19 protein-coding genes and 1 tRNA gene are annotated in these 20,069 nt (G+C 55.9%); 1 reads left to right on the top strand and 19 read right to left on the bottom strand.

Annotated elements, in window-relative coordinates; translation table 11 throughout:
- Positions 1 to 4 precede the first annotated feature (4 nt).
- The 15 genes from nuoH to rlmE form a co-directional block, all read right to left on the bottom strand.
- Complete coding sequence (gene nuoH / locus WBK19_RS13050; RefSeq protein ID WP_511290368.1) at positions 5 to 1,054, bottom strand: NADH-quinone oxidoreductase subunit NuoH; 1,050 nt, start codon at positions 1,052 to 1,054, stop codon at positions 5 to 7.
- Positions 1,055 to 3,388 carry an NADH-quinone oxidoreductase subunit NuoG gene (gene nuoG, locus WBK19_RS13045; RefSeq protein WP_511290367.1) on the bottom strand — a complete coding sequence of 778 codons (2,334 nt, stop codon included), beginning with the start codon at positions 3,386 to 3,388 and terminating at the stop codon, positions 1,055 to 1,057.
- Positions 3,389 to 3,432: 44 nt separating this feature from the next.
- Positions 3,433 to 4,761 (bottom strand): NADH-quinone oxidoreductase subunit NuoF, encoded by a 1,329-nt coding sequence (gene nuoF / locus WBK19_RS13040; RefSeq protein WP_511290365.1) that lies wholly within the window; start codon positions 4,759 to 4,761, stop codon positions 3,433 to 3,435.
- The gene (gene nuoE / locus WBK19_RS13035) at positions 4,761 to 5,234 is read right to left on the bottom strand and encodes an NADH-quinone oxidoreductase subunit NuoE (protein ID WP_011286718.1); all 474 of its coding nucleotides are present in this window, start codon (positions 5,232 to 5,234) and stop codon (positions 4,761 to 4,763) included. The genes nuoF and nuoE overlap by 1 nt, the downstream gene beginning before the upstream one ends.
- On the bottom strand, positions 5,234 to 6,487 hold the full coding sequence (locus tag WBK19_RS13030) for an NADH-quinone oxidoreductase subunit D (RefSeq protein WP_511290363.1): 1,254 nt from the start codon (positions 6,485 to 6,487) through the stop codon (positions 5,234 to 5,236). Before WBK19_RS13030 ends, nuoE begins: the two co-directional genes overlap by 1 nt.
- Positions 6,480 to 7,085, bottom strand: a complete 606-nt coding sequence (locus WBK19_RS13025) for an NADH-quinone oxidoreductase subunit C (RefSeq protein WP_511290361.1) — start codon at positions 7,083 to 7,085, stop codon at positions 6,480 to 6,482. Before WBK19_RS13025 ends, WBK19_RS13030 begins: the two co-directional genes overlap by 8 nt.
- A 19-nt stretch (positions 7,086 to 7,104) precedes the next feature.
- A complete protein-coding gene (locus WBK19_RS13020; RefSeq protein WP_117609323.1) occupies positions 7,105 to 7,581 on the bottom strand; it encodes a NuoB/complex I 20 kDa subunit family protein in 477 nt (158 codons plus the stop codon).
- Positions 7,582 to 7,590: 9 nt separating this feature from the next.
- Complete coding sequence (gene ndhC, locus WBK19_RS13015) at positions 7,591 to 7,962, bottom strand: NADH-quinone oxidoreductase subunit A (protein ID WP_511290360.1); 372 nt, start codon at positions 7,960 to 7,962, stop codon at positions 7,591 to 7,593.
- A 64-nt stretch (positions 7,963 to 8,026) separates the two neighbouring features.
- Positions 8,027 to 8,111, bottom strand: a tRNA-Leu gene (locus WBK19_RS13010).
- Positions 8,112 to 8,164: 53 nt separating this feature from the next.
- Entirely contained in the window at positions 8,165 to 8,536 is a 372-nt protein-coding gene (secG, locus tag WBK19_RS13005; RefSeq protein ID WP_511290359.1) for a preprotein translocase subunit SecG, read from the bottom strand.
- A gap of 11 nt (positions 8,537 to 8,547) precedes the next feature.
- Complete coding sequence (gene tpiA / locus WBK19_RS13000) at positions 8,548 to 9,297, bottom strand: triose-phosphate isomerase (protein WP_511290357.1); 750 nt, start codon at positions 9,295 to 9,297, stop codon at positions 8,548 to 8,550.
- Between the two features lie 87 nt (positions 9,298 to 9,384).
- Positions 9,385 to 10,737 carry a phosphoglucosamine mutase gene (gene glmM, locus WBK19_RS12995; protein WP_511290356.1) on the bottom strand — a complete coding sequence of 451 codons (1,353 nt, stop codon included), beginning with the start codon at positions 10,735 to 10,737 and terminating at the stop codon, positions 9,385 to 9,387.
- A complete protein-coding gene (gene folP, locus WBK19_RS12990; RefSeq protein ID WP_511290354.1) occupies positions 10,734 to 11,570 on the bottom strand; it encodes a dihydropteroate synthase in 837 nt (278 codons plus the stop codon). Before folP ends, glmM begins: the two co-directional genes overlap by 4 nt.
- A 55-nt stretch (positions 11,571 to 11,625) precedes the next feature.
- The gene (gene ftsH / locus WBK19_RS12985; protein ID WP_511290352.1) at positions 11,626 to 13,506 is read right to left on the bottom strand and encodes an ATP-dependent zinc metalloprotease FtsH; all 1,881 of its coding nucleotides are present in this window, start codon (positions 13,504 to 13,506) and stop codon (positions 11,626 to 11,628) included.
- A 55-nt stretch (positions 13,507 to 13,561) separates the two neighbouring features.
- A complete protein-coding gene (gene rlmE, locus WBK19_RS12980; RefSeq protein ID WP_511290351.1) occupies positions 13,562 to 14,179 on the bottom strand; it encodes a 23S rRNA (uridine(2552)-2'-O)-methyltransferase RlmE in 618 nt (205 codons plus the stop codon).
- Positions 14,180 to 14,210: 31 nt separating this feature from the next.
- On the opposite strand from rlmE, the gene WBK19_RS12975 reads away from it, so the two are divergent.
- Positions 14,211 to 14,576, top strand: coding sequence for a YhbY family RNA-binding protein (locus WBK19_RS12975; protein WP_511290349.1), 366 nt, complete (start codon positions 14,211 to 14,213; stop codon positions 14,574 to 14,576).
- On the opposite strand, the gene WBK19_RS12970 is transcribed toward WBK19_RS12975, so the two are convergent.
- The 4 genes from WBK19_RS12970 to carA form a co-directional block, all read right to left on the bottom strand.
- Positions 14,577 to 15,038, bottom strand: a complete 462-nt coding sequence (locus WBK19_RS12970; RefSeq protein WP_511290347.1) for a DUF4149 domain-containing protein — start codon at positions 15,036 to 15,038, stop codon at positions 14,577 to 14,579.
- 5 nt (positions 15,039 to 15,043) lie between these two features.
- Positions 15,044 to 15,520 (bottom strand): transcription elongation factor GreA, encoded by a 477-nt coding sequence (greA, locus tag WBK19_RS12965; RefSeq protein ID WP_310491446.1) that lies wholly within the window; start codon positions 15,518 to 15,520, stop codon positions 15,044 to 15,046.
- Positions 15,521 to 15,584: 64 nt separating this feature from the next.
- Positions 15,585 to 18,791, bottom strand: a complete 3,207-nt coding sequence (gene carB, locus WBK19_RS12960) for a carbamoyl-phosphate synthase large subunit (protein WP_511290345.1) — start codon at positions 18,789 to 18,791, stop codon at positions 15,585 to 15,587.
- Between the two features lie 21 nt (positions 18,792 to 18,812).
- Positions 18,813 to 19,961, bottom strand: a complete 1,149-nt coding sequence (carA, locus tag WBK19_RS12955; protein ID WP_511290598.1) for a glutamine-hydrolyzing carbamoyl-phosphate synthase small subunit — start codon at positions 19,959 to 19,961, stop codon at positions 18,813 to 18,815.
- Between the last annotated feature and the right edge of the window lie 108 nt (positions 19,962 to 20,069).

Raw genomic sequence — 20,069 nt, 5'->3', positions numbered from 1 at the left:
CTCCTCACTTCCAGATATTCAATGGCGACATCATCCAGACGCCGACGACAACCAGCCAGATCAAGCAGATCGGCAAGAAAACCTTCCAGCCCAGACGCATCAGCTGGTCATAGCGATAGCGCGGGAACGTTGCCCGAAACCACAGGAACAAGAAGAGTATTGCCGACATCTTGGCAAACAGCCACAGAATGCCGTCAGGCAGGAAACCAACCGGCGAGAGCCACCCCCCCAGGAACAGGAGGGATGTCAGCGCTGCAACCAGAATCATGTTGGCGTATTCAGCCAGGAAAAAGAGCGCAAAAGCCATCCCGGAATATTCAACGTGGAAACCCGCGACGATTTCGGACTCACCTTCAGCAACGTCAAACGGCGCGCGGTTCAACTCGGCGGTACCGGAAATCAGGTAGACGATGAACATCGGGAATAATGGCAACCAGTTCCACGAAAGGAAACTCAGGCCCCAGCCAGCGAAACGGCCCTGGTCCTGAACATTGACGATATCGACTAGATTCAGGCTGTTGGAGACCATCAGAACGCAAATCAGCGAGAAGCCCATGGAGATTTCGTAAGAAACCATCTGGGCAGCCGAACGCATGGCACCAAGGAAAGCATATTTGGAGTTTGACGCCCAACCGGACAGAATTACCCCGTACACGCCCATGGAAGTAATTGCCATGATGTAGAGCAGGCTGGCATCAATATTGGCAACTACAAGCGAATCGGTAAATGGAATCACCGCCCAGGCAGCCAGCGCCGGAGCAATCGCCAACATCGGGGCAATAATAAAAATCCCCTTGTTAGCTGTGGTGGGAACAATAATTTCCTTGAGCAACAGCTTCAGGCCGTCGGCAATCGGCTGGATTAGTCCCCACGGACCAACCCGGTTGGGGCCGATTCGAACCTGCATATAGCCGATGACCTTGCGTTCGAAATAGGTCAAATACGCTACGCCAAGCATCAGCGGAGCAACGATCAGGACTATTTTTAGAAGGGTCCAGACAGCAGGCCAAGCGCCGCCGAAAATCCCAAGTCCGAAGTTCATCAGTGCGTCCATTTATGCACGCTCCACGGAGATTGAGCCGAACATGTCACCCAGCATCGCTGTGCTTGCATGTGCCGCCGAAACGCGAACACATCCGGCAGGCACATTGTTGTCATTCTTGACGATCAGTATGGCCTCGCCAGAACCCTGCTTGACGCGAATTTGCACACCATCTGCAACGCCAATCTGTGCCAGGGTTTGCTCATTAATGCGGGCAGTCGGAGCAACTGCATCGGCAGTCTGCTGCAGAGCAGGTGCGCGGCGTGCCATCGGATCGGCAAAGTTGATAGGCACATCAGCAATCCGCTGAAGGCCATTGGTGTTGTTAGCCGGCAGAGCAATGGCAACATCCTTCAGGCCATTGTCGAGGGCGCTAACGAATTCGACACCCTTACCCAGCACTTCATCGCGAATTTCTTCGCTGGATGCATAATCAAAGCCATCGAGATTCAGCACATTGCCGAGAACGCGCAACAGCTTCCAGGCCGGACGCGCATCACCACGCGGCTTGGCCACCCCGTTGAAACTCTGGGCGCGACCCTCGATGTTAATGAAGGAGCCCGACGTTTCGGTATAGGGAGCGACCGGCAGCATCACATCTGCAAACTCCAGCGCCGGCGCATGCTTGAAGGCGGACATGTAGACCACCAAGCTGGCCTGCTTCAAGGCACCCAGAACCAGTTGCGGGTTGGCGCAATCAAATTCCGGTTCGACCCCCATCAGGACATAGGCTTTGCGTGGCTGCACGAACATCTGGCGAGCATTGGCGCCGGAGGGCAGCGCCCAGGCGACATGGCCGCCCACGGTGTTGGCGCCTTCGCCAAGGAAGCCTACGGTCGCGCCAGTCAGTTTGCCAAGTTCCAAAGCCAGGGCATGCAACTGCGTGGCATCGGCTGATTGGGTTGCGACATTGCCGAGGAAGACGGCACGCTTCTCACCATCGACCAGGCTTTGAGCTATCTTCTTGCTCGTCTCGCAGACCACTGCCGATTCAACACCGGCCGGCAATGCGACACCCTTGATCTCGGCTGCCGCCTTGACGACAGCAGCCAGCGCGGTAGCCAGTTGGGCTGGCGCGACAGTCAGGCGAGCATGCAGGTTGATCAGTTGCTCGTCACCGGTCACCGACAACAAGCTGACCTTGGTAAATTTCTTGGCGGCCTGACGCAGGCGCTGAGCGATCAGCGGATGGTCCTTGCGCAAGAATGACCCCACCACCAGAGCACCGTCGAGATCCTTAATCTCGGCAAGGCGCATGCCCAACCACGGAGTACCGGAGCGCTTGAAATCGGAGGAGAAATCACTCTGGCGCGGACGGAAATCGATATTGCCGCTTCCCAAGCCCTTCATGACCTTGCCGAGCAGGAAGAGTTCTTCAACCGTCGAACTTTGGGCTGCCAGAGCAGCCAGAGCATCGCCGCCGTGTTCGCGTGAAACGTCCTTCAGGCCATGGGCAACGTAGTCAAGTGCGACATTCCAGTCAACTTCCTTCCACTCGCCGCCCTGCTTCACCATTGGCTTGGTCAGACGTTCGTCGGAATTCAGCGCCTGATAGGAGAAACGCTCCTTGTCCGAGATCCAGCACTCGTTTACTTCTTCATTTTCACGCGGCAAGACACGCATCACGCTCTCGTGCTTGACCTGGACAACCAGATTTGCACCGACGGAATCGTGCGGGCTGACCGATTTGCGACGTTGCAGCTCCCAGGAACGGGCGGTGTATCGGAAAGGCTTTGAGGTCAGTGCACCAACCGGACAGAGGTCGATCATGTTGCCAGACAATTCCGAGTCGACCGTACGACCAACAAAGGTCATGATCTCGGAATGCATGTTGCGGTTGGCCATGCCAAGTTCCATGATGCCGCCGATTTCCTGACCGAAGCGGACGCAACGGGTGCAGTGAATACAGCGGCTCATTTCTTCCATCGAGATCAGCGGGCCGACGCTCTTGTGGAAAACGACGTGTTTTTCTTCGGTATAACGACTCTTCATCGGGCCGTAACCAACAGACATATCCTGCAACTGGCACTCGCCACCCTGATCGCAGATCGGACAATCCAACGGATGGTTGATCAGCAGGAATTCCATCACCCCCTTCTGTGCCTTGACGGCCAGTTCGGAGTGGGTAAAGACCTTCATCCCGTTGGTCACCGGCGTTGCGCAAGCCGGCAACGGCTTCGGTGCCTTCTCAACCTGCACGAGACACATGCGGCAGTTGGCGGCAATCGAAAGTTTCTTGTGGTAGCAGAAATGGGGAATGTATACCCCAACCTGCTGCGCGGCATCCATCACCGTGCTGCCATCAGGCACTTGCGCTTTCTTGCCGTCGATTTCAATTTCTAGCATGTCGCTACCTTGTAGCCAGTTCTTTCGTTACAACCCGTAGCCTGTCAGGCCGGAATCTTGTGGAAGCCACTGCCTGCCCATTGCACATCTTTGGGAACGAGACAGGTCTTGTTTTCAATGTGGTACTCAAATTCCTTGCCGAAGTGCTTTATGAAGCTCTGCACCGGGAAGGCTGCCGCATCACCGAGCGCACAAATGGTGCGGCCGGCAATATTACCCAAGACACTATTTAGCAGATCAAGGTCTTCAGGCTTGCCGAGACCGTTCTCGATACGATGCACGACCTTGTACATCCAGGCAGTACCTTCACGGCACGGCGTACACTGGCCGCAGGACTCTTCGTAGTAGAAGAAGGACAAACGCTCCAGCGCCTTGACCATGCAGACCGTTTCGTCCATGACGATGACGGCGCCCGAACCGAGCATAGAGCCGCCCTTGCTGATCGAGTCATAGTCCATGGTGCAATCCATGATGACCTCACCCGGCATGACCGGGGCCGACGAACCACCAGGAATAACAGCCTTGAGCTTGCGCCCGCCACGCATCCCGCCGCACATTTCAAGAAGGGTCGCGAACGGCGTACCGAGGGGAATTTCGTAATTGCCCGGGCGATTGACATGACCCGAGACAGAGAACAGCTTGGTGCCTCCGTTGTTCGGCTTGCCCAGGTTCAGAAACTCTTCGCCGCCCATCTTCAGAATGAAAGGAATGGCAGCAAAGGTTTCGGTATTGTTGATCGTCGTCGGCTTGCCGTACAGACCGAAGGAGGCCGGGAACGGCGGCTTGAAGCGCGGCTGGCCCTTCTTTCCTTCGATGGATTCGAGCAACGCAGTTTCTTCGCCACAAATGTAGGCGCCGTAGCCGTGATGCGCGAAAAGTTCGAAGTTGAAGCCCGAACCGAGAATATTCTGACCGATGAAACCGGCGGTGCGAGCTTCGTCAAGCGCCTCTTCGAAACGCTTGTACTCCTGCCAGACTTCGCCATGCACATAGTTGTAACCGCGGTTGGCACCCATCGCGTAGGCTGCGATCGCCATGCCTTCAATGACGGCATGCGGATTGAAGCGCATGATGTCGCGGTCCTTGAAAGTACCTGGCTCGCCTTCGTCGGTATTACAGACGACGTATTTGTCCCCCGGGAAGGAGCGCGGCATGAAGGACCACTTCAGGCCGGTCGGAAAGCCAGCCCCGCCGCGACCACGCAACACGGATTTTTTGACTTCGCTGATGACATCTTCCTGGGTCATCTTGCTTTCCAGGATGCGCTTTAGCTGCGCGTAGCCACCGCGGGCAACGTAATCCTTGAAATGCCAAGTGTTGTCGCCATCCAGGCCTTCCATCAGAACGCCGTTGATCGAACCAAGCATGGCCATTATTTGCACTCCTCAAGCAGCTTGTCGATCTGTTCCGGGTGCATGTGGCTGCACATTGAGCGGTTGTTGACGATGAAAACCGGCGCATCACCGCAGGCCCCCATGCACTCACCTTCCTTCAATGTAAACTTGCCATCCGGCGTCGTTTCGCCGTAGCCGACACCCAGCTTATGCTGGAGATATTCGCCAGCATGGTAGCCGCCCGAAAGCGCGCAGGGCAGATTTGTACAGACCGTGATCTTGTACTTGCCAACCGGCTTCAGGTCATACATGTTGTAGAAAGAAGCCACTTCGTAGGCCGCAATCGGCGGCATACCAAGATAGTTGGCAACCGCCTCAATGGACTCGGGGGCTAGCCAGCCTTTTTCTTCCTGGGCGTGAGCGAGACAGGCCATCGACGCCGATTGTTTCTGATCGGCGGGATACTTGGCGACCTCGCGGGCAAACTTCTGGAGGGTTTCAGCGGAAAACATCAGCGGTCGATCTCGCCAAAAACAATATCTTGGGAACCGATAATCGTAACGACGTCGGCAATCATGTGGCCCCTGGACATTTCATCCAGACCGGCCAAGTGAACAAAACCTGGCGCACGAATCTTCATGCGGTAGGGCTTGTTGGCACCATCGGAAACAAAGTAGATGCCGAACTCACCCTTGGGATGCTCGACAGCCGCATAGGCTTCACCAGCAGGAACATGAATGCCTTCTGTAAAGAGCTTGAAGTGATGAATCAGCTCCTCCATGTTGGTCTTCATATTTTCACGCGGCGGCGGTGCCACCTTGTTATTATCTGTGATCACGGGGCCGGGATTTTGGCGCAGCCAGGAGATACACTGCTTAATGATGTTGTTCGACTGGATCATTTCTTCCATACGAACCAGATAGCGATCATAGCTGTCGCCATTGACGCCAACCGGCACATCAAAATCGATCTTGTCGTAAGCAGCGTACGGCTGCTTCTTGCGCAAATCCCAAGCAATACCGGAACCGCGCAACATCGCGCCAGTAAAGCCCATCTGCATGGCACGCTCCGGCGTCACTACACCGACATTGACCAGACGCTGCTTCCAGATACGGTTATCCGTCAGCAGAGTGTGATATTCAGCGTGATACGTCGGGAAGCGATTGGTGAAATCCTCAAGAAAGTCGAGCAAGGAACCGCTGCGGTTCTCATTCTTTTCAGAAGCCTTCTTGGCATTTGTCCAAGTCGATTCCTGATACTGCGGCATACGGTCCGGCAGGTCACGATAGACGCCACCCGGACGATAGTAGGCTGCATGCATCCGGGCACCGGAAACAGCCTCATAGACGTCCATCAGATCTTCGCGTTCGCGGAAAGTATAAAGCGCCATGGTCATGGCACCGACGTCCAGCGCATGACAACCAATCCACAACAGATGGTTGAGGATACGAGTGACTTCGTCGAACATGACACGGATATACTTGCCGCGCTCAGGGACATCAATGCCGAGCAGCTTTTCGGTAGCCAAGCAGTAGGCGTGCTCATTGCACATCATCGACACATAGTCGAGACGATCCATGTAAGGCACGGACTGAACCCAGGTACGGGTTTCAGCAAGCTTCTCGGTCGCGCGATGCAGCAAGCCGATATGCGGGTCAGCGCGCTGGACAACTTCACCATCGAGCTCGAGCACCAGGCGCAAAACACCGTGCGCAGCCGGGTGCTGCGGACCAAAATTTAGCGTGAAATTACGGATATCAGCCATGGGTAGTGTCCCCGAAAGTATCTTCGCGCACGATGCGCGGGGTGTTTTCGCGCGGCTCGATGGTCACCGGCTGATAGATCACGCGAGCCTGATCAGGGTCATAGCGCATTTCAACGTGACCGGAAATCGGAAAATCTTTGCGGAATGGGTGACCGATAAAACCGTAATCCGTCAGGATACGACGCAAGTCATCGTGCCCGACAAAGGCAATGCCGTACAGATCGAATGCTTCGCGCTCAAACCAGTTAACACTCGTCCAGACACCAGTAACAGAGTCAACCGATGGAAACTCATCGTCTTCGGCAAAGACACGGACGCGCAACCGCCAATTGTGAGTAATCGAAAGAAGATGCGAAACCGCAGCGTAGCGCCGGCTTTGCCAGCCACCATCGCCATAGGTCGAATAATCGACACCGCACAAATCAATGATTTCTTCGAAACGAAGATCGCCCTCATTCCGCAACGCAGTCATCACACCGAGATAGTCGGCCGCACTGACTTCAATGGTTAGTTCACCCAAAGCAAGCTTCAACGATTTTAGTTTATCGCCAAAGTGCTTTTGAAGGTTTTGACTAAGCGTTTCCAGCTTGGCAGACATATCGAATCAGCCTTGGCAATTAACGAGCAATGGTGTTGGTACGACGGATTTTGTTCTGCAACTGAATCAACCCGTAAATCAGGGCCTCAGCAGTTGGCGGACAACCCGGCACATAGATATCGACTGGCACGATACGGTCACAACCACGCACAACAGAGTAGGAATAATGATAGTAGCCACCGCCATTGGCACACGAACCCATCGAGATAACCCAACGCGGCTCAGCCATCTGGTCATAGACCTTGCGCAACGCAGGCGCCATTTTATTTGTCAATGTACCAGCAACGATCATGACATCAGACTGACGAGGACTTGCCCGAAAAACAATGCCAAAACGATCGAGGTCGTAGCGAGAAACACCGGCATGAATCATCTCAACTGCGCAACAAGCGAGACCGAAGGTCATCGGCCATATCGAGCCTGTACGCATGTAGTTGATCAGCTTGTCAGCCGTCGTGGTGACAAAACCTTCCTGGAGGACGCCCTCAATAGCCATAACCTAGCCTCATTCCCATTCCAGCGCACCCTTGGCCCAGGCATAAACATAGCCAACGACCAGAATAGCAACGAACACGAGCATCTCGACAAAACCGAACATCTTGATCGATTCAGACGCCACGATATCCTTGAAGATTGCCGCCCAAGGAAACAGGAAGGCAATTTCCAGATCGAACAAAATGAAAAGAATGGCAATCAAATAGAAACGCACATCGAACTTCATGCGCGCATCTTCGAAAGCCTCAAAGCCGCACTCGTATGGAGATAGCTTCTCAGGGTCTGGACGGCTTGGAGCAAGAATAAAGCCCATTGCAATGGGCAAAACCCCGACCGCAACCCCCACCAGAACGAACATCAGGATTGGAAAGTAGTTTTCCATGACCCGCCGCCAATATTCAGTTTTTTGTTCGAAACAGCGCACCTTGCGGCCACTGCCCAGTTTTTGGTGCCGACGGCGAGACTCGAACTCGCACAGCTTGCGCCACTACCCCCTCAAGATAGCGTGTCTACCAATTTCACCACGTCGGCACGTCTTTTTTGCCGCCCCGGCGAGGACTCAAAGCCGGGAAAGCCATCTTGCGTTACTTCGGTATGTCTTTTGCCTTGGAACCCGCATCAACAGGAGCAACCGGCGTTTCACTGCCCGCCGAAGCAGGCTGAGAAACAGTCTGCGATTGTACCGGTTCTTGCATGACACTGCCAGTCGTTTTTGGCTTGCTGGAGGCAACATACGCCAAGGTCAGACTTGTCGCGAAAAACACTGCCGCGAGAACGCCTGTCGTACGACTTAGAAAATTGGCGGAGCCGGTGGCGCCAAACAAGCTGCCGGAAGCACCGCTACCAAACGCAGCCCCCATGTCGGCGCCCTTGCCATGCTGCATCAGCACCAGGCCAATAATAACGATCGCAACCAGAATATGGACCGTCAGGAGGAGAGAGAAAAACCAGTTCATTTGTCAGCCTATCAATTCGCCGCGAGGCAAATCGTCAGAAAATCGTCCGCAACCAAGGCAGCGCCACCGATCAAACCACCATCAATGTCAGACTGCCCAAACAACTCCTTCGCATTCTGCGATTTCACACTACCACCGTAGAGAATGCGCAAACCTTCTGCAACACCCGCATTTAGCGCTGCCACCTGAGCACGAATCGCCGCATGCACCTCCTGCGCCTGTTCAGGAGACGCCGTCACCCCGGTCCCGATTGCCCATACCGGCTCATACGCGACCACTGCCAACGCCATGGCTGCCACCCCGACACGGTCCAAGACGGCCGACAACTGCCTGGCAATCACAAACATCGTCTCGCCAGCCTCTCGCTCACCCAGCGTTTCACCAACACACAAAATGGGCACTAAGCCAGCTTTTTGAGCTGCTTCAAACTTGGCTGCAACGACTACATCAGTTTCACCGAACAGCGCACGTCGCTCCGAGTGACCTACCAGTACGTAGCGACAACCTAACTCCGCCAGCATTGGAGCCGAAACCTCGCCCGTAAACGCCCCGGAAGAATGCTCGCTAACAGACTGAGCCCCTAGAGCAACCACGGAACCCTGCAGCAACGACCGCGCCTGAGCAAGGTACGGATATGGCGGACAAACCGCTATTTCGCAAGGCAACCCGGAAGCCTTTGCAGTGATATGCGCCAGCAATTCTGAATTTTGCTGCAATGCGCCGTGCATCTTCCAGTTACCAGCTACGAGCTTTCTACGCATGGGCTAGACGATTCCGTTGGCGAAAAACCTTCGAATTATAGCGACTCGTCGATTTTTCGGTCAATACGATTAGACACACCCGGTAATTTATTGCGTGGACTCCCGCACAACGCCGGCCAGTTTTTCGGCGGCAACAGCCACTTCGCCAGCATCTTCACCTTCGACCATCACCCGCAGCAACGGTTCTGTTCCCGAGGCGCGCAACAACACCCTGCCCCGCCCAGCCATACCTGCCTCGGTCTCGGCCAGTGCTGACTTGATCGCCGGGTGATCTTTCCATGGAAACCCACGCGAGATCGGCACGTTGATCAGTTTCTGCGGATAAAGTACCAACCCGCCCAGCAAGCCCTTCAGGTCCCCGCCAAACTCGCGCAGCGCGGCCAAAACCTGCAAGGCTGCAACAATGCCATCGCCTGTCGTATGGCGATCCATCGCAAGAATGTGTCCGGAGTTTTCGCCGCCATATAACCAGCCTTTTTCGTTGAGCATCTCTACAACGTAGCGATCACCAACTGCAGCCCGGGCAAACGGTATGTCAATCTTGCCAAGAGCGTGCTCCAAGGCGAGATTGCTCATCAGCGTACCAACGACACCCTTAACTTTGACCATACGGGCCCGACTGCGAACGATAGCAAAAAGCAGTTGATCGCCGTCATAATGGCTCCCTTCAGCATCGACCATCTGAAGACGATCAGCATCGCCATCCAAGGCGATGCCAAGATCGGCGCAATTGGCCAGCACAGCCTCACGCAATGCCTTGGGGGCCGTAGCGCCAACCCCGTCATTGATATTGAGACCATTGGGTTGCGCCCCGATGGAAACGACATCAGCACCCAATTCATGAAAGACACTCGGCGCGATATGGTAAGCAGCGCCATGTGCACAATCGACAACAATCTTCAAACCACGCAAGTCGAGATCGTTTGGAAAGGTACTCTTGCAGAATTCTATGTAGCGGCCGCGCGCATCCTCGATACGTCTGACACGACCCAGATCTGCTGGCGGCGCGCAAACCATCGGCTGATCTATACCCTCTTCGATGGCATGCTCAACCCCATCAGGCAACTTGGTACCCTGTGCCGAGAAGAATTTAATGCCGTTATCGTAGTACGGGTTATGCGAAGCGGAAATAACAATCCCGGCCTGCAATCGCAGGGCACGAGTCAGATAGGCAACCGCGGGCGTTGGTAACGGACCAACCAGAAAAACGTCAATCCCAGCCGCCGAAAACCCTGCCTCCAAGGCTGACTCAAGCATGTAACCTGACAGGCGGGTATCCTTGCCGATCAACACCGCCGGGCGCTCGCCAGATGGCATACTGGATTGATCCAGCAAGGCCTTGCCAGCTGAATATCCGAGGCGCATCACGAAATCGGGAGTAATTGGCGACTGACCAACGCGGCCTCGCACACCATCGGTACCAAAATATTTCCTGCTCATTCCCGCCCCCTTTGTTCTATTGCGACCCAGACCGCCATGGCGTCCTTGGTAGCAGCCACGTCATGCACGCGTAGTATTTTCGCACCTTTTTGGGCGGCGAGCAGGGCTGCCGCTACGCTGGCCGCCTGCCGCTCTCCAACCGGTCGTCCGGTAATTGCGCCGAGCATGGATTTTCTGGAAACCCCGACCAACACTGGAAACCCCTCGATGCCTGCCACGGTCAACGCCGAAAATAGCGCCAAATTGTGGTCCAGTGTTTTGCCGAAGCCAAACCCTGGATCAAGCACGATGCGCTCATCGGCAACACCGGCCAGCCTGCAACGCTCAACAGCCCCCGCCAGAAAGGAATTTACTTCTGAAACGACATCCTGATACTGAGGAGTTTGCTGCATCGTACCCGGCTCGCCCTGCATATGCATGACACACACGGCGCAATCACTCCCCGCAACGACTGACAACGCTTCGCGGCTGGCCATGCCAGTGATGTCATTGATCATCGTTGCACCTGCCTCCAGTGCAGCACGCATGACTGCCGGTTTGTAGGTATCCACTGAGACAGGAACCCCCCAATCGGCAATTTCTTTCAGTACAGGCAATAGGCGCCGTAATTCATCCTCTTCTGACGCGGGAATCGCTCCAGGACGCGATGACTCGGCACCGATGTCAAGAATATCCGAGCCCGCCTCGTACTGCTGACGCGCGCGCCGAACAGCCTGTTCGACATTGCCAACCAAGCCATCACCGGAAAAGGAGTCCGGCGTGAGATTGACGATCCCCATCAACAAAGGACGATCCAGCGGGAGCCTGAAACGGCCGCAATGCAGTATTGTCATGGCGCAAAAATAAAAGGCCGGGAGAGACTCCCGGCCAATTCAGCAATCAGAAAAATCAAGCCGTCGCAGGGGCGCTTGGCTCAGCACCCGGCGTATCGCTAGGTGTTTTAGACCGCGGCGCTGACTGTGATGGTTTAGGCGGACGCGGCGACTTGCCGGCCATGATGTCGTCAATCTGCTCAGCATCAATGGTTTCCCATTCAAGCAAGGCCTTGGTCATCGCCTCAACCTTGTCGCGATTCTCTTCCAGCAAACGGCGGGCGAGAGCGTACTGTTCGTCGATAAGACGGCGAATTTCGGCGTCGACCTTCTGCATCGTCGCTTCGGAAACATTCTTGTGTTGAGTCACCGAGCGGCCGAGGAACACTTCGCCCTCGTTTTCGCCGTAGACCATCACCCCAAGATCCGACATGCCGTAGCGCGTAACCATATCGCGGGCCATAGCCGTGGCTCGCTCGAAGTCGTTGGACGCACCTGTGGTCATCTGATTCATGAACAGCTCTTCGGCAATACGCCCACCAAACAGCACGGCGATACGACTCATCAGGTATTGCCGGTCATAGGCGTAGCGATCCTCTTCCGGCAGTTGCATGGTCAGGCCCAGAGCGCGGCCACGCGGAATGATGGTGACCTTGTGAACGGGATCCGATTTTGGCACCAGTTTGGCAACCACGGCGTGGCCCGACTCGTGGTATGCCGTATTCATCTTCTCTTCTTCGCTCATTACCATGCTGCGACGCTCAGCGCCCATCATGATCTTGTCCTTGGCTTTTTCAAAGTCATCCATGTCGACGAGGCGCTTGTTGGTGCGCGCCGCGAACAAGGCAGCTTCGTTAACCAGATTAGCCAGATCGGCACCCGAGAAACCGGGGGTACCACGCGCAATGATATCGGCCTTGACGTCACCGGCAATAGGCACTTTGCGCATGTGCACCTTGAGGATTTCCTCGCGACCACGAATATCGGGCAACGGCACAACGACCTGACGGTCGAAGCGACCGGGACGCAGCAACGCCGGGTCCAGGATATCCGGACGGTTGGTCGCAGCAATGACGATGATGCCGGTATGTCCTTCGAAGCCATCCATCTCGACCAGCAACTGGTTCAAGGTCTGTTCGCGTTCATCATTGCCACCGCCAAGACCGGCGCCACGATGGCGGCCGACCGCGTCAATTTCATCGATGAATATGATGCATGGCGCGTGCTTCTTGGCGTTCTCAAACATGTCACGAACGCGAGCAGCGCCAACGCCAACAAACATTTCTACGAAATCTGAACCGGAAATACTGAAGAACGGCACCTTGGCTTCGCCGGCAATCGCCTTGGCGAGCAGGGTCTTGCCGGTACCGGGGTTACCGACCATCAGCACGCCCTTCGGAATACGGCCACCGAGCTTCTGGAACTTGGAGGGATCACGCAGGAAATCGACGATTTCCTGAACCTCTTCCTTGGCCTCGTCACAACCCGCAACATCGGCGAAGGTGATGGCGTTGGTCGACTCGTCCATCATGCGCGCCTTGGACTTGCCGAAGGAAAAGGCACCGCCCTTGCCACCGCCCTGCATCTGGCGCATGAAGAAGACCCAGACACCGATCAACAACAGCATCGGGAACCAGCTGACGAAAAGGTTCATCAGGAAGGACGGCTCTTCTTCCGGCTTGGCTTCAATCTTGACGCCATTCTTGAGTAGGTCGGAGACCAGCCAGAGATCAGGCGGCGCGTAGGACGTGATGCGCTTGCCTTCGCTCGTCGTCGCCTTCAGCGTACGGCCTTCCATGACCACCTTGGAAATGCGGCCAGACTTTACCTCCTCGATGAACTGGGAGTATTCGACGGATCCGGTTGCAACCTGACGGCTGTTGAACTGATTAAACACCGTCATCAGCACAAGGCCAATGACCAGCCAGACCGCCAGATTTTTGAACATGTTGTTCAAGCTTGCACTCCTTATACAGCGACGAGCGATAAAAATGCCATTCTAAACAAAACTCTCAGCGCAATGTGCGTCCAAGCAAATAAAGCTCAGCACTACGATCACGGGAAGCGTCCGGTTTGCGCACTACGACAGCCTTGAACGTCTCACGCATTTGACGAAGAAATGTCTCGTAATCCGTTCCCTGAAACACTTTGACCAGAAAAGCACCATCCGGTTTCAGGTGTGCCTTCGAAAACTCCAGCCCCAACTCAGCCAAGTGCATCACGCGCGCCTGATCGACCAGAGGTACTCCTGACATATTGGGGGCCATGTCGGACATTACAAGCCCCACTCGGCGATCACCCAATTGTTTTTCGAGTTGTTCCAGCACATCGTCTTCGCGAAAATCCCCCTGAATGAAATGAACGTTATGAATCGGTTCCATTTCAAGAAGATCGAGAGCGATGACCATTCCACTATCGCCTACCCGCTTTGAGGCGACCTGAGACCAGCCACCCGGGGTGGCGCCGAGGTCAACAACCACCTCACCACGCTTGAGCAGCTTGTCCTTGTCGTCGATCTCAAGCAGCTTGAAAGCAGCGCGCGAACGCCAGCCTTCCTTCCTCGCAAGCTGAACATATGTATCATTGACATGCTCGCGCATCCAAGCTTTGCTGGTTCTGGTTCTTTTCATTCGGTAAAATGCCGTTTTTGAAAGGTTTACTATGCTGCAAATATCATCTGCCCAGCGACGCGAACTGCGCGCCAAGGCCCACGACCTGAATCCTGTTGTCTCGATCGCCGAAAACGGCCTCACCGAGGGAGTTCTAAAGGAAATAAACATGAATCTAAACGCTCACGAGCTGATCAAGATTCGCGTTTATGGTGACAGCCGCGAAAATCGCCTAGCCTATTATGAGCAAATTTGTGCCCAACTGGGCGCCGCACCTGTTCAGCACATCGGCAAGCTGCTGGTCGTTTTTCGTCCCATTCCCGCCGAGATTGCTGCGGTCAACGCGAAAAAAGCCCCGAAAACAAGACGCCCCATTCCTGCCGCTCCGCGCAAAAGCAAGCGCGCCTTCCAGGGCTGATTACTTCAACCCGCGACCGCTCCAGATCACGAGCCACAATCCCAGCAGACTCTGCACCAGATAGAGAATGCTGGAGATTCCGTGCCATGCAGCGAAGCGGTCACGGAGCACACTCTCCATCACTTCGCGCGGCATGGCATCGAGCTTTAGCTGCGCCATCAATGGCTGGATGCCGAACTGGCTGGCGGCGGTCAGCAATGCCATCAGGACGACCAGCCAGAAGACGCCACGCTTGAACACCTGCCGGCCGCAACGAGAAACCAGAAACACCAGCAGCCAGGTTGCGCAGCCCAAACCCACCCAGCCGATCATGGCAAACAACTTACCAGCCACCATACCGGCAAGCTGCCGGTCGCCCAGACTGGCAAAAAGCACTGGCGCCGCCATGTAACCGATAGCCCACAAGCCACCCACCCACAGAGTAATGGAAACCAGGTAGAGGGCTTCGGACAGCCGGCGCACAGAAATTATTCGTAGCGGACGTCGATGACTTCGTACTCGCGGATGCCACCCGGGGCCTGAACCTGGGCAATATCGCCGGCGTACTTGCCAATCAGCGCCCGGGCAATCGGCGAGTTAACCGAAATCTTCCCGCCCTTGATGTCCGCTTCGTCCTCGCCAACAATCTGGTAGGTCACTGCGTCGCCAGAATCCTGATCTTCAAGATCCAATGTCGCACCAAACACACAGCGACCATCGGCATCAAGCAATTTCGGGTCGATGATCTGGGCGTGCGACAGCTTGCCCTCAACCTCCTGGATACGCCCTTCAATAAAGCCCTGGCGCTCCTTGGCGGCATCGTACTCGGCGTTTTCGGAAAGATCGCCATGGGCCCGAGCTTCCGCGATAGCACCGATCACCCACGGACGATCAACCGTCTTTAGTCGATGCAGTTCTTCGCGCAGCTTTTCGGCGCCTTTTACGGTCAACGGAACTTTGCTCATATCATCTTCCAGCAAAAGCAAAACCGCCGGCGCCCCAAGGCTACCCGGCGGTTTCAGGTTTTTCTCAGTGTAGCTGCGTGTGCAATGCCTGAATCGGATAAACCACCAACTCACCCAGATTGCGAATACCTTCGGCAGCCGCTTCGGCCCCCCAGATTGTCGTATACATTGTGACACGAGCCTGCAGTCCGGAAGTGCGGATATTGCGTGAGTCGTTGATCGCCTGACGTTTTTCCTCAACAGTGTTGATGATCAGGGAGATTTCGTTGTTCTTGATCATATCAACGATATGCGGGCGACCTTCGGTAAACTTGTTGACCGTTTGTACCGGCAAACCAGCCGCTTCGATGGCATGCGCCGTACCGCGCGTCGCCACCAGATGGAAACCGGCTTCGACCAGATGGCGGGCAATCTCGATTGCCTTGGCCTTGTCGCTATCCTTGACCGACATGAAGACGCGGCCGCTGGTCGGCAGCTTGACGCTGGCGGCAAGTTGCGACTTGACAAAGGCTTCGGCAAAAGTAACGCCCACCCCCATGACTTCGCCGGTCGACTTCATTTCCGGCCCCAAAATCGTGTCAACGCCAGGGAACTTGACGAAGGGGAAAACAGCTTCCTTGACCGAGAAATACGGCGGAATCACTTCCTTGGTCACGCCCTGATCCTTGAGGCTGCGGCCCGCCATGCAGCGCGCCGCGATCTTGGCCAGTTGCAGGCCGGTCGCCTTGGAAACAAAGGGCACAGTACGCGAGGCGCGCGGATTGACTTCCAGCACGTAGACGTCGTTGTCCTTGATCGCGAACTGCACGTTCATCAGGCCACAGACGTTGAGCGCCTTGGCCATCAATTTGGTTTGGCGGCGCAGTTCGTCCTGCACGGCAGCGGAAAGCGAATACGGCGGCAGCGAGCATGCTGAGTCGCCGGAGTGCACACCAGCCTGTTCAATGTGCTCCATGACGCCACCGATGATCACTTCGTCGCCATCCGACAGTGCATCGACATCGCACTCAACGGCATCATTGAGGAAGCGATCGAGGAGCACCGGCGAATCGTGCGAAACCTTGACAGCTTCGCGCATGTAGCGCTCTAGATCCTTCTGCTCATGGACGATTTCCATGGCCCGGCCACCCAGCACGTAGGATGGGCGGACGACTAGCGGATAGCCGATTTCCTGAGCCAGACGCAGGGCGTCTTCTTCGGTACGGGCGGTACGATTCGGCGGTTGTTTCAGGCCGAGTTCGTGCAGAAGCTTCTGGAAGCGCTCACGGTCTTCGGCGATATCGATCGATTCCGGGGTCGTGCCGATGATCGGCACGCCATTGGCTTCGAGGGCCAGCGCGAGTTTGAGCGGGGTCTGGCCGCCGTACTGGACGATGACGCCGACCGGCTTTTCGATGGCTACGATTTCCAGCACGTCTTCCAGCGTCAGCGGCTCGAAATACAGGCGATCCGACGTATCGTAGTCGGTGGAAACGGTTTCCGGGTTGCAGTTAACCATGATGGTTTCGTAACCGTCTTCGCGCATCGCCATGGCGGCATGCACGCAGCAGTAGTCGAACTCGATGCCTTGGCCGATACGATTCGGACCGCCGCCCAACACCATAATCTTCTTCTTATCGGTCGGATTGGCCTCGCACTCGTCCTCATAGGTCGAGTACATGTAGGCGGTATCGGTCGAAAATTCGGCGGCACAGGTATCGACACGCTTGTAAACTGGACGGACGCCCAAGGCATGACGACGGTTGCGGAATTCGGTTTCGGTGGTTTTCAGCAGATAGGCCAGACGACGGTCAGCGAAGCCCTTGCGCTTCAGATAACGCACTTCTTCTGCGGTCAACGACGAAAATTCGCGTTTTTCGACAGCCAGTTCGAGATCGACGATCTCCTTGATCTGGACGAGGAACCACGGATCAATCTTGGTCAGCTCAAAAACGCGCTCGACCGACATGCCGATACCAAAAGCATCTGCAACGTACCACAGGCGATCCGGCGTCGGGCGGGCCAATTGCTCGTCAATCGTTGCTGGATCAACGGTTTTCAGATTGAACCCGTCGACGCCAACTTCCAGACCACGCAAGGCTTTCTGCAGCGACTCCTGGAAGGTGCGACCGATAGCCATCACTTCGCCAACCGACTTCATCTGCGTGGTCAGCGTGTCATCCGCCTGCGGAAACTTCTCGAAGGCAAAACGGGGAACCTTGGTGACGACATAGTCGATTGACGGTTCAAACGACGCCGGCGTCTTGCCGCCAGTGATGTCGTTCGACAGTTCGTCCAGCGTGTAGCCGACCGACAGCTTGGCGGCGATCTTGGCAATCGGGAAACCGGTTGCCTTGGAAGCCAGGGCAGACGAACGCGAGACGCGCGGATTCATCTCGATGACGATCATCCGGCCGTCAACCGGGTTGATCGAGAACTGCACGTTCGAACCACCGGTATCGACGCCTATTTCGCGCAGCACGGCAATCGAGGCGTTACGCAGGATCTGGTATTCCTTGTCGGTCAGCGTCTGGGCCGGGGCGACGGTGATCGAGTCGCCGGTGTGCACGCCCATCGGATCGAGATTTTCGATCGAGCAGATGATGATGCAGTTGTCCGCCTTGTCGCGAACCACTTCCATCTCATATTCCTTCCAGCCAAGCAGCGATTCCTCAATCAGCAGCTCGTTGGTCGGCGAAGCTTCGAGACCGCGCTTGCAGATGGTCTCGAACTCTTCCATGTTGTAGGCGATACCACCACCCGTGCCACCGAGCGTGAATGACGGCCGGATGATGGTCGGGAAGCCGATCATCGCCTGCACCTGATAGGCCTCTTCCATACTGTGCGCCGTGGCCGACTTGGCAGAACCAAGACCGATCTTGGTCATCGCATCTTTGAATTTCTGGCGGTCTTCGGCCTTGTCGATGGCTTCCTTGGAAGCACCGATCAGTTCGACCTTGAACTTTTCAAGCACACCTTCGCGATCGAGATCCAGCGCGCAATTCAACGCAGTCTGGCCGCCCATGGTCGGCAGCAGTGCATCCGGGCGTTCCTTCTCGATGATCTTGGCGACTACCTGCCAAGTGATCGGCTCGATGTAGGTGACGTCGGCCATTTCCGGGTCGGTCATGATCGTCGCCGGGTTGGAATTAACCAGGATGACCCTGTAACCCTCTTCGCGCAGGGCCTTGCAGGCTTGCGCGCCGGAGTAGTCGAATTCGCAGGCCTGACCGATGATGATCGGGCCGGCGCCAATAATCAAAACACTTTTTATGTCTGTGCGTTTCGGCATCTTTATCTCTCTCTGTGCCGCTTATTGAGCGTTATTGAGCGCGGCAACGCCACGCGTCATGGTGTCGAGGAAGCGGTCGAACAGGTAGGCCACGTCGTGCGGACCCGGGCTGGCTTCGGGGTGACCCTGGAAGGAGAAGGCCGGCACATCTGTACGGGCAATGCCTTGCAGGGAGCCATCGAACAGCGAGACGTGGGTGACACGCAGATTGTCCGGCAGCGAATCACCATCCACGGCAAAACCGTGGTTCTGACTGGTGATCAGCACCTGCCCCGTATCCATGTCCTTGACCGGGTGGTTGGCACCGTGGTGGCCGAACTTCATCTTCAACGTCTTGGCGCCGGAAGCGAGGGCCAGCAACTGGTGCCCAAGGCAGATACCGAAGGTCGGCACGCCTTTATCAAGGAACTCACGTATGGCGCTAATGGCGTAGTCGCAAGGCTCCGGATCTCCCGGACCATTGGACAGGAAAACACCATCCGGCTTCATTGCCAGCACATCGGCCGCCGGCGTTTGGGCCGGGACAACCGTCAGCTTGACGCCACGCTCGGCGAGCATGCGCAAAATATTGCGCTTTACGCCAAAATCGTAGGCAACCACATGGAAGTGCGGCTCGACAGCCTGCTTGTAGCCATTTAGCGTCCACTCGGCTTCCGTCCAGTCATAACCTTCCTTGGCGGAAACCACCTTGGCCAGATCCATACCGGAAAGACCAGGAAACGCCTTGGCCAGCGCCAGCGCCTTGGAATCATCCACTTCACCAGCCAGGATACAACCGGCCTGAGCGCCCTTTTCCCGCAGGATGCGGGTCAGCTTGCGCGTATCGATGCCGGCGATGGCGACGATACCGTGCTTCTTGAGGTAGGACGACAAGTCCTCCTCGGAACGCCAGTTCGAGGCAACCAGCGGCAGGTCACGAATGACCAGGCCTGCGGCGAAATTGGCATTGGACTCGAAATCTTCCGCATTGCAACCGGTGTTGCCGATATGCGGGTAGGTTAACGTGACAATTTGCCGGCAATAGGAAGGATCGGTGAGGATTTCCTGGTAGCCCGACATGGCGGTGTTGAACACCACCTCGCCACTGGTAACGCCATCAGCGCCGATGGATTGGCCCTTGAAAACCGTTCCGTCGGCGAGGGCGAGAATGGCGGGTATAAATGAGGGCAGCAACGACACGACCGGCTCTCCTTGAATTTCTAATTTTTCATGTGCCGAGCGGGAAGGCTTGCGCCTCCCCGCTCGTGCTTTTTAACCTTCCTATTTTAGCCGAAAAGA

It is taken from the genome of Azonexus sp., from assembly GCF_049652925.1.
GTDB lineage: Bacteria > Pseudomonadota > Gammaproteobacteria > Burkholderiales > Rhodocyclaceae > Azonexus.
Note: the sequence above shows the minus strand (reverse complement) of the source record. Positions and strands in the feature narration are given on the sequence as shown.

What these genes read in the sequence shown, in the direction of transcription:
- glmM (WP_511290356.1), bottom strand. Translation starts at nt 10,737, where the DNA reads ATGAGCAGGAAATATTTTGGTACCGATGGTGTGCGAGGCCGCGTTGGT.
- tpiA (WP_511290357.1), bottom strand. Translation starts at nt 9,297, where the DNA reads ATGCGTAGAAAGCTCGTAGCTGGTAACTGGAAGATGCACGGCGCATTG.
- secG (WP_511290359.1), bottom strand. Translation starts at nt 8,536, where the DNA reads ATGAACTGGTTTTTCTCTCTCCTCCTGACGGTCCATATTCTGGTTGCG.
- nuoG (WP_511290367.1), bottom strand. Translation starts at nt 3,388, where the DNA reads ATGCTAGAAATTGAAATCGACGGCAAGAAAGCGCAAGTGCCTGATGGC.
- WBK19_RS13030 (WP_511290363.1), bottom strand. Translation starts at nt 6,487, where the DNA reads ATGGCTGATATCCGTAATTTCACGCTAAATTTTGGTCCGCAGCACCCG.
- ndhC (WP_511290360.1), bottom strand. Translation starts at nt 7,962, where the DNA reads ATGGAAAACTACTTTCCAATCCTGATGTTCGTTCTGGTGGGGGTTGCG.
- carB (WP_511290345.1), bottom strand. Translation starts at nt 18,791, where the DNA reads ATGCCGAAACGCACAGACATAAAAAGTGTTTTGATTATTGGCGCCGGC.
- folP (WP_511290354.1), bottom strand. Translation starts at nt 11,570, where the DNA reads ATGACAATACTGCATTGCGGCCGTTTCAGGCTCCCGCTGGATCGTCCT.
- WBK19_RS12975 (WP_511290349.1), top strand. Translation starts at nt 14,211, where the DNA reads ATGCTGCAAATATCATCTGCCCAGCGACGCGAACTGCGCGCCAAGGCC.
- WBK19_RS13025 (WP_511290361.1), bottom strand. Translation starts at nt 7,085, where the DNA reads ATGTCTGCCAAGCTGGAAACGCTTAGTCAAAACCTTCAAAAGCACTTT.
- rlmE (WP_511290351.1), bottom strand. Translation starts at nt 14,179, where the DNA reads ATGAAAAGAACCAGAACCAGCAAAGCTTGGATGCGCGAGCATGTCAAT.
- greA (WP_310491446.1), bottom strand. Translation starts at nt 15,520, where the DNA reads ATGAGCAAAGTTCCGTTGACCGTAAAAGGCGCCGAAAAGCTGCGCGAA.
- nuoH (WP_511290368.1), bottom strand. Translation starts at nt 1,054, where the DNA reads ATGGACGCACTGATGAACTTCGGACTTGGGATTTTCGGCGGCGCTTGG.
- nuoE (WP_011286718.1), bottom strand. Translation starts at nt 5,234, where the DNA reads ATGTTTTCCGCTGAAACCCTCCAGAAGTTTGCCCGCGAGGTCGCCAAG.
- WBK19_RS13020 (WP_117609323.1), bottom strand. Translation starts at nt 7,581, where the DNA reads ATGGCTATTGAGGGCGTCCTCCAGGAAGGTTTTGTCACCACGACGGCT.
- nuoF (WP_511290365.1), bottom strand. Translation starts at nt 4,761, where the DNA reads ATGGCCATGCTTGGTTCGATCAACGGCGTTCTGATGGAAGGCCTGGAT.